A 6,791-nucleotide genomic window follows, 5' to 3' on the forward strand; every position below is an offset into this window, starting at 1 on the left:
CGGCGATGGAGGCGTCGATCCCGCCTCCGCGGGCCGGGGGTGGCCGCAGAACGAGTTGCTCCACACTCCCGGCCACGTCTTCTTGTCGAGCGCTCGCCGGGTGACGAGGGTTTCGCCGCGCGAGTTGTACACGTGGCAGGAAAATGCCAGATGAAGGGCGGTATCGGTGCCGTGGACGCTTGCCTTCGGCGCCGTCCCGATCTCGTCCCCGTTGTCATCGAGCAGGACCACGTATTCTGTCGGGGACACGATCTTCTCCTTATTGCTAGTTTAGCTAGCGATTTTAAGGGATACTACCTTTCGAGTGAGGGGGGTGTCCAGCGTGACAGACCGGTGGATCCCAACGACGGAGCGCGACCAGCTCGTGCGCGAGGCGCTCGTCGCCGTGCGCTCCTTCAGCGATTCTATGGACCGCATGCACGGCGTGCTCCGCAGCGACATGGATATGAACGGTTCGGATTTGGCGGCCCTGCGCATGCTGATCGTCCGCGAGCAGCGAGGTGAGTGGGTGTCTCCGCACGAGATCGCAAGACACCTCGCCATCTCCACCGCCTCGACGACGAAGCTTCTCGATCGCCTCGCCGAGCGGGGACACATCGAACGCCGTCCTCACCCGGCCGATCGGCGCGCCCGCATCGTCGTGCTCACCGACCGCGCCCGGAGCGAGTTCTATCGCCATCTCGGCGCGCGCATGGCGAAGATGCGCGATGTCATGGATGCCTACAGCGATGACGAGCTGCGTGCGATCGCCCGTTTCCTCGATGACATGGACGAGGCGATGGTCGACTGAATTCCGCCGCAGACGTAGAAACGAAGAAGGCGTCCCGATCGGGACGCCTTCTTCGTTGACCGGATGACACATCCGACCGATTGGTTGCGGGGACAGGATTTGAACCTGCGACCTCTGGGTTATGAGCCCAGCGAGCTACCGAGCTGCTCCACCCCGCGGCACAAGGAATAGCCTAACACGGGTTTTGCCCACCGGTGCACACCCGCCCGACGAGCCGGCGGTCGTTGCTCCGGGCACGGTGGTTCGGGAGGATGGGACGACCGCGTCACGCACACGCCCATCGCGACGGGATCGATATCGGGGCGCCCCAGTGATCACTCCCGAGAGGACACAACCGATGAGAACGGATGCCGTCGGCATCGCCGTCGCACAGTTCGCGCCCACGGCGGACAAGGCCGACAATCTGCGCGTCATCGACGAGCTGGCCGGTGTGGCCGCGGATCGCGGGGCCGAGGTCGTGCTCTTCCCCGAATACTCGAGCTACTTCGTCGACCCGTTCGATGCGACGCTCGCCGCCAACGCGGAGCACCTGGACGGGGCATTCGTCGCGGGACTGACGGCGATCGCTTCGCGTCGCGGTGTCGTGGTTGTCGCGGGGATGGTCGAACACGGTGCGACCCCGCGCGTGCGCAACACCGTTGTCGCCGTGGACGCGACCGGACTTCAGGCGGTGTCACGCAAGCTTCATCTCTACGACGCGTTCGGGCAGCGAGAGTCCGACTGGGTCGAGCCGGCGCCTGTCAACGCTCCGGAAACCTTCGAGGTGGGAGGGCTGACCATGGCGCTGATGACCTGCTACGACCTTCGCTTTCCGGAGGTGGGGCGCGTGCTCGCCGACGCAGGCGCTCACGTGATCCTGGTAGCGGCGGAGTGGGTCAGAGGGCCGCTCAAGGAACAGCACTGGCGAACGCTTCTGCATGCGCGTGCCATCGAGAACACCCTCTACGTGGCAGGCGCCGATCATCCGCCCCCGCTCGGCGTCGGCGCCTCGATCGTCGTCGATCCTCAGGGCGTGGAGATCGCCGGGGTGGGAACCGCGACCGACGTGGCCGTCGGTTTTGCGGATGCCGGGGCCATCGACCGTGTCCGACGCGTCAACCCGGCGCTGCAGTTGCGGCGGTTCAGGGTCGAGCCGCGTTGATCAGCGCCAGTCGGCGGCTTGCCTCGGCGATGACGTCCGTCCGTTTGCAGGCAGCGAAGCGCACCAGCGTGGCATAGTCGGAGCGGTGTTCGGGAGCGACGAATGCCGTGAGCGGAATTGCCACGACACCGGCGCGTGCCGGCAGTTCGCGGCAGAAGTGTGCCGCGTCAGTTCCGGGTTCCATCAGTGCCGTGGCATCCGCCACCGTGAAGTAGGAGCCGGCCGGCGTCGACACCGTGAACCCCGCGGCACGCAGTCCCTCGGCGAGTCGGTCGCGTTTCCGCCCCAGTGTGGCCGCGATCTCGGTGAAGACGGCGTCGGGAAGTCCGAGACCGACGGCGACGGCGTCCTGGAACGGCGTCGTACTGACGTAGGTGAGGAACTGCTTGACCGCCAGGACGGCGTCGATCAGGTCGGCGGGACCGGTGATCCACCCGATCTTCCATCCCGTGGTGGAGAACGTCTTGCCCGCTGAGGAGATCGACAGGGTGCGCTCTGCGGCTGCGGGATCTGTCGCGATCGGAACATGGGCGCCGTCGAAGACGAGGTGTTCGTAGACCTCGTCCGTGACGATGAGAGCGTCGTGATGCTCTGCCAGCCGGACGATCTCGGCGCGCACGTCCGCGGAGAAGACGGCGCCGGTCGGATTGTGTGGATCGTTCACCAGAATGATCCGCGTGCGGTCGGTCACGGCGGCCGCAAGGAGGTCGAGGTCGGGCTGGAAGTCGGGCCATCGCAGCGGCACGGTGACCAGTCGCGCGCCGGTCAGCGCCACGATGGCCGCGTACGCGTCGTAGTAGGGCTCGAAGACGACGACCTCGTCCGCAGGAGAATCGATCAGCGCCAGCAATGTGGCGGCCAGCGCCTCGGTCGCTCCCGCGGTCGTCACGACCTCGCGGTCGGGATCAACGGTGAGCCCGTAGAAGCGCGCCTGATGCGCGGCGATCGCTTGGAGCAGGGCGGGGACGCCGCGACCAGGCGCGTACTGATTGCGTCCGTTCGCGATGGCCGCGCGGGCCGCCTCCAGAACCACGGCGGGGCCGTCCTCGTCGGGGAAACCCTGGCCGAGGTTGATCGCCCCCGATTGTGCGGCCAGCGCACTCATCTCCGCGAAGATCGTCGGGGCGGCGACTCCCGATGCGGACAGTAGTCCCGCGCCCTGTGCCGTGCGGCGCCACGTGCCCGGAATCTCTCGCATCGCGCTCAGGCTACATGCATAGGCTGGGCGAGGTGCGGGCATAAGCAACACACAGAATCGCGCGACATCCTGGTCAGGTCTTGGGAAGAAGGAAGCACACATGAGCGAGAACACCCCCACCAACAGCGAACCGCAGGATGGCGCCGCGCAGGGCATCGATGCCGCGCAGCAGCGTGAGACCGCGCCGGAGCGTCCGCCGCTGCCCGAGCAGTCGGCCACGCACGCGGCTCAGAATTCGCCGGCAGGCGCCGCGACCTCCGCGCCCGCCGGTACGCCGGAGCCGGGCACCGGCTACGCCGCGCAGGCGCCGTACACGGCCCCGACCCCGCCGACGGCTCACACGCCGAGCCCGCAGGCGCCCCACGCGTCCTACCCGGCCCCGTCGTACGGCAGCCCGGCCTTCGGTACCTCGGCGTTCGGCACTCAGGCCACGGCCGTCTACCCGGCTGCGACGACCGCAACGGAGCACGCGCCGTCGGCGAAGCTCGGTGCGGGCAAGATCGTCGGCATCATGGTCGCGGCGGCGCTCGTCGGTGGCGCGGCCGGAATCGGGGGAGCCGCGGCGGGGGCGTCGTTCTTCCCGCAGTCGCAGACCGTGGTCAGCGGAGCACCCTCCACGGTGACGGTGAACAACACGGCCTCGGTGAATCAGACGACGGCGATCGCCGCGAAGGTCGTCCCGAGCGTGGTCACGATCTCGGCGACCGCGGGCTCTTCGGGCGGCACCGGGTCCGGGGTGGTTCTCACCTCCGACGGCTACGTCGTGACGAACACACATGTCGTGACGCTCGACGGTCAGACCGCCGACGCGAAGCTGTCGGTCACCGCATCGGACGGCAAGGTGTACGCGGCGACCATCGTCGGCACCGACCCGACCTACGACCTCGCGGTGATCAAGCTCACTGATGCATCGGGGCTGACTCCGATCGAGTTCGGCGACTCGTCCAAGCTCAACGTCGGCGACGCGACGGTCGCCGTCGGAGCTCCGTTGGGCCTGTCGAACACGGTGACCACGGGGATCGTCAGCGCTCTCAACCGCTCGATCCAGATCGCCTCGTCGGCCGCGCCGAAGGGTGACTCGCAGGATCAGACCCCCCAGCAGGGTGACGGCAACGGCTCGCCGTTCCAGTTCGACTTCGGCCAGGGGCAACAGCAGTCGACCGCGCAGAGCTCCATCTCCATCGCCGTGATCCAGACGGATGCCGCCATCAACCCCGGCAACTCCGGTGGTGCGCTCGTCGACGGCGAGGGCAAGCTGATCGGCATCAACGTCGCCATCGCCTCTGCTGGCGGCTCGAGCTCCAGCGGTCAGTCCGGGTCGATCGGTGTGGGCTTCTCGATCGAGTCCGACATCGTCAAGCGCATCACCGACGATCTGATCAAGAACGGCACCGCCACGCATGGTCTGCTGGGTGCAGGTGTCCGTGACGCCGCCACCCAGGAGGGCGCCACGACCGCCGGAGCCTACATCGCGGACGTGACTTCGGGCGGTGCCGCTGCTGCGGCGGGTCTGAAGAAGGGCGACGTCGTGACGTCGTTCAACGGAGTGCCGATCACCAATGCCACCGACCTGACGGCACAGGTGCGGGCGCTCGCTGCGGGATCGAAGGCGACGATCGTCTACGACCGCGGAGGGAAGACGAGTTCCGCCGAGGTCACGCTCGGCCAGCTCCAGCAGTAGCGTCGCTCCCCGCCCGCCGCAGCCGGGCGCCACCGAAGGCCACCGTGCGAGTTCCTCTCACGGTGGCCTTCGTCGTCGCGCGAGAGGGGAGCGGAGTCAGTCTGCGAGCAGACGCTCGATCGCCGAGAGCGGGATCGCGAGCCAGGCGGGCCGATGCCTGGCCTCGTAGATGGCCTCGTAGACCGCTTTGTCGAGTTCGAGCGCGTTGAGCAGGATCTGGGCGGTCGCGCCTCCGGTGTCGGAGTATCCGTCGAGAAAGGCGGTACGTGCCGAGCGGGCCCAGGCGTCGGCGGCCTCGTCGACAGCGCCGTCGTGCTGCTGGGGCGCGCGCTGCAGTCGCAGCGATCCCGCGACGTAGTCGAACGAGCGCAGCATGCCGGCGATGTCGCGCAACGCGAGATCCGGTGCGCGTCGCTCGGCGATCGGTCGCATCGGTTCTCCCTCGAAGTCGAGCAGCATCCAGCCCCGCGTCGGCGAATGCAGAACCTGGCCGAGGTGGTAGTCGCCATGCACTCGCTGCAGGGCGGGCCAGGAGGAGGCCTCGGCGGCGGCGTAGATCCGGTCGATTGCCGCCGCGTGGGCGGCGAGCGCAGGCACTTCCACCGCCGCGATGGCACGTCGTCGCCGCCACGCCGCGCTGATGGCGCGCCGGGCGACCCCGTCCGCGCGCGGGGTGGGGAACAGGCGGGCGAGATCTCGATGGACCGCGGCGGTGACCTGACCGAGGGAGGCGGCTTCGGCGGTGAAGTCGGTGTTGACGGCCGCCGCGGCAAGAGCCACCCGCCAGGCGTCATCGACGTCGGGCAGGAACTCCTGCGCGAATGCCAGCGATCCCCGCTCTGAACCGCCGCCCGGCGCCATCGTCCAGCGGCCGTCGAGATGGCCCACGACGGGGGGAACGTGGCGGCTGCCGGCGGCTGCGAGGGCGGACTGGAGTTCGATGTCCGGGTTGATGCCCGGATGCAGGCGGCGGAACACCTTGCAGATCGTCGGCGCGGCGTCGCGTGGACGGTAGATGATCGAGGTGTTCGACTGCTCGCCGACCAGCACCTGCGACGGACCGTCCAGATCGCTGCGACCCAGTTCGGCGAGCAACGCCGAGGCGAAGGCGTGATCGTGCGGTCCGTCGATCAACGCACGACCCTCGTGGACCGCGATCGTCCACGGCTCCGTGACATCGGCGGGACGGGTCACGAGCGGAACCTGATAGACGATGGCGTCCTCGTCGTCGCCGTCGGCGACGATCAGGACCTGAACGGCCGCATCCGGGTCGCCGGTCGTCAGCTCGCGTTCGTCGAGAATCCGCAGGCGGGGTGAGCGTCCGGTCGGCGAGTACCACCGCTGCTGCGGCATCCACACAGCCAGGTGCCCCAGCGTCGTCTGCATGCGTCGAGGCTAGTCAGGGGGTCACGGGCTGTCGAGGTCGCCGGTCTGATCGTTGCCGTCGCGGTCGGCCTCGGTCGAGGACGATGACGTCGTGAGAAAGGTCTCGAGCGGAACCGAGATCGCGACGCCAGCAGCGCCGAACACACCGAGATCGTCGATCGGCGGCGGCAGCACTTCTGCCGGCTGCGGCTGTTCCCGCGGGTCTGCGGGCAGCCCGCCCCACTCGGACGGATCCTCGGGCCGACTCTGGAAGATACCCATGCGCCCATTGTGCGCGATGCGGCTGCGACGAGCGCTCGCCGCGCGGGATCACCCGGGTTCGCGGTCCCCGTCATCCGGTGTGAGGGGCCGACCGGACTTGCGCGCGCCGCGGCGCGGAACAAGACCGGCGACGGCCGTCACGGCCGATCGCCCGCGGTCGCCGATGGTGCTGCCGGTGCGCCGGACGAAGCCGAACGCGGTGCTCTCGAGACGTGTCGCGCCCGGCCGTGGCTCGAGCTCGGCGGGGTACTGCAGCGGCGCTCCTCCGAAAGCGCGCCGCGATCCGACCACGACGCGTCGCCCGAGCAGGTGATTGCCGGTGCCGCCCACGGCG

At 68.7% G+C, this 6,791-nt stretch carries 7 protein-coding genes, 1 tRNA gene and 1 pseudogene; 3 read left to right on the forward strand and 6 right to left on the reverse strand.

Annotated elements, in window-relative coordinates; all coding sequences use genetic code 11:
• Positions 1–249 (reverse strand): NUDIX domain-containing protein (locus I5I_RS07490; protein WP_036318201.1); only part of this gene is annotated, 249 nt, incomplete at its 3' end.
• A 64-nt stretch (positions 250–313) separates the two neighbouring features.
• On the opposite strand from I5I_RS07490, the gene I5I_RS07495 reads away from it, so the two are divergent.
• Positions 314–790 carry a MarR family winged helix-turn-helix transcriptional regulator gene (locus tag I5I_RS07495; RefSeq protein WP_239640052.1) on the forward strand — a complete coding sequence of 159 codons (477 nt, stop codon included), beginning with the start codon at positions 314–316 and terminating at the stop codon, positions 788–790.
• 81 nt (positions 791–871) lie between these two features.
• Here I5I_RS07495 and I5I_RS07500 read toward each other — a convergent pair.
• Positions 872–948 (reverse strand) — tRNA-Met (locus I5I_RS07500).
• Positions 949–1,127: 179 nt separating this feature from the next.
• Between I5I_RS07500 and I5I_RS07505 the strand changes: the two genes are divergently transcribed.
• The gene (locus tag I5I_RS07505; RefSeq protein ID WP_036318196.1) at positions 1,128–1,931 is read left to right on the forward strand and encodes a carbon-nitrogen hydrolase family protein; all 804 of its coding nucleotides are present in this window, start codon (positions 1,128–1,130) and stop codon (positions 1,929–1,931) included.
• On the opposite strand, the gene I5I_RS07510 is transcribed toward I5I_RS07505, so the two are convergent.
• Positions 1,912–3,129 (reverse strand): aminotransferase class I/II-fold pyridoxal phosphate-dependent enzyme, encoded by a 1,218-nt coding sequence (locus I5I_RS07510; protein WP_036318197.1) that lies wholly within the window; start codon positions 3,127–3,129, stop codon positions 1,912–1,914. The genes I5I_RS07505 and I5I_RS07510 overlap by 20 nt on opposite strands.
• Positions 3,130–3,229: 100 nt before the next feature.
• On the opposite strand from I5I_RS07510, the gene I5I_RS07515 reads away from it, so the two are divergent.
• Positions 3,230–4,810: a trypsin-like peptidase domain-containing protein gene (locus I5I_RS07515; protein ID WP_036318198.1), complete on the forward strand. Its 1,581-nt coding sequence runs from the start codon at positions 3,230–3,232 to the stop codon at positions 4,808–4,810.
• 96 nt (positions 4,811–4,906) lie between these two features.
• Here the strand turns inward: I5I_RS07515 and I5I_RS07520 are convergent, their stop codons facing one another.
• The 3 genes and pseudogenes from I5I_RS07520 to I5I_RS07530 all read right to left on the reverse strand — a co-directional run.
• Positions 4,907–6,196, reverse strand: coding sequence for a maltokinase N-terminal cap-like domain-containing protein (locus tag I5I_RS07520; protein ID WP_036318199.1), 1,290 nt, complete (start codon positions 6,194–6,196; stop codon positions 4,907–4,909).
• A gap of 21 nt (positions 6,197–6,217) precedes the next feature.
• On the reverse strand, positions 6,218–6,457 hold the full coding sequence (locus I5I_RS07525; protein ID WP_051039532.1) for a hypothetical protein: 240 nt from the start codon (positions 6,455–6,457) through the stop codon (positions 6,218–6,220).
• Positions 6,458–6,505: 48 nt separating this feature from the next.
• Positions 6,506–6,791: pseudogene (locus tag I5I_RS07530) on the reverse strand (hypothetical protein); the annotation flags it as partial.

Source organism: Microbacterium sp. B24 (assembly GCF_000333415.1).
Classification (GTDB): Bacteria; Actinomycetota; Actinomycetes; order Actinomycetales; family Microbacteriaceae; genus Microbacterium.

Bases quoted from the DNA above. Each gene is read 5' to 3' on its own strand.
- I5I_RS07520 (WP_036318199.1), bottom strand. From the start codon at position 6,196: ATGCAGACGACGCTGGGGCACCTGGCTGTGTGGATGCCGCAGCAGCGG.
- I5I_RS07515 (WP_036318198.1), top strand. From the start codon at position 3,230: ATGAGCGAGAACACCCCCACCAACAGCGAACCGCAGGATGGCGCCGCG.
- I5I_RS07510 (WP_036318197.1), bottom strand. From the start codon at position 3,129: ATGCGAGAGATTCCGGGCACGTGGCGCCGCACGGCACAGGGCGCGGGA.
- I5I_RS07505 (WP_036318196.1), top strand. From the start codon at position 1,128: ATGAGAACGGATGCCGTCGGCATCGCCGTCGCACAGTTCGCGCCCACG.
- I5I_RS07525 (WP_051039532.1), bottom strand. From the start codon at position 6,457: ATGGGTATCTTCCAGAGTCGGCCCGAGGATCCGTCCGAGTGGGGCGGG.